The sequence below is a fragment of the Synechococcus sp. R5-15 genome (assembly GCF_047462035.1).
Lineage (GTDB): Bacteria > Cyanobacteriota > Cyanobacteriia > Thermostichales > Thermostichaceae > Thermostichus.
In genome coordinates this window covers 1-1,213 of sequence record NZ_JANSIK010000038.1, presented here as the reverse complement: position 1 = coordinate 1,213, position 1,213 = coordinate 1, and the positions used below count along the sequence as shown (strand labels likewise).

Sequence of the window (1,213 nt, the reverse complement as noted above, 5' to 3'; positions counted from 1 at the left end):
CCTCGGCGGAGAAAAATAAGGGGAAATTGCAGCCGTTCGCGCCAGCGGGACGGAGTCCTTTCGCGCCAGCAGGACGGAGTCCTTAAACGAGACCCTGTCGATCTAGGCCCCTGGATCCCGCTCTGGACAAGGGTTATAGTCGGGGGGAGTCGCTTCCCTTCGGGGAAGTGGAATTAGTGGAATTAATGGAAACAATACGAAACTTCTCAATCACCAGTACCCCCATCATGCCCCACGCTAGGGGGTAGAACTTGGCACTGGCAAACCCTGCCTGCAGGGCCATTTGTCGTTGCTCTTCTCCAGAGGGAAAGCGATCTAGGCTGGGATCAATGTAGGCATATTCGGATCCCAGTCCCAAAGTTTTGGCCTGGGCAACCACCTGAGTGTTCAAGTACCAGCGCTGAAATTGTTCGCAAAGAGGGATCCCTGTGGGGCGGTGAAAATCCAAAATGGCGGCACGACGTCCTGGCTTCAGTACTCGCCTAATCTCTCGCAAGGCTTGGGGAATATCGGTTACATTGCGCAAGCCGTAGCCCATGGTAACGGCATCGAAGCTACTGTCGGGAAAAGGTAAGGCCAAGGCATCTCCCAAAACCCACTCCAGGGAGTAGCCAGGGAAGAGCCGGGAGCGACGCCGGGCAATCGCCAGCATGGCGGGAGAGAAATCTAGGCCCACCACATGTCCCCTTCGTCCTACTCGGCGGGCCAACTGCAGAGCCAGATCACCGGTTCCACAGCACAGATCCAGCACATATCCTCCTGAGCTGGCGCCCGACCAACGCACGGCCATACGCTTCCAAACCTGATGGAGGCCCAGGCTCAAGGTTTGGTTGAGGGAGTCATAGTGGGGAGCAATGCGGTCAAAAAGCGCTCGGATTTCCTCAGGCTGTTCAAAGGTTGGGCTAGGCACCTCTTCTCAACTCCACCTCATGTTCCCCGTACAAACTTTGTTGCTCCTGTTGCTCCGCAACGCTACGTGACCGGATCTGTGGTGTAAACTACCCGGCTCCGACCGCTAAGCAGTACGGAGCGGGCTTTCAGTAGCCCTGGGCCTGCTCTGCTCTACCAGAGAACAAAACAAGCCCGGACCTCCAGGCTGGTTTACGGCAGCCCCCAAGAGCGCAATTACGTTTGCACCATTCAAGTCCGCATCCCCTTCCCATCCACAGTGCCCACACTTGAACGACTTACCACTGCGATAGGATTGCGCAGG

At 56.7% G+C, this 1,213-nt stretch carries 1 protein-coding gene and 1 pseudogene; both read right to left on the bottom strand.

Going from position 1 to position 1,213, the window contains the following annotated elements; all coding sequences use genetic code 11:
• Nucleotides 1–133: 133 nt before the first annotated feature.
• Entirely contained in the window at nt 134–910 is a 777-nt protein-coding gene (gene ubiE / locus NW839_RS03830; protein ID WP_414352033.1) for a bifunctional demethylmenaquinone methyltransferase/2-methoxy-6-polyprenyl-1,4-benzoquinol methylase UbiE, read from the bottom strand.
• Nucleotides 911–1,015: 105 nt separating this feature from the next.
• Nucleotides 1,016–1,213, bottom strand: a pseudogene (locus tag NW839_RS03825) (RNA-guided endonuclease TnpB family protein); the annotation flags it as partial.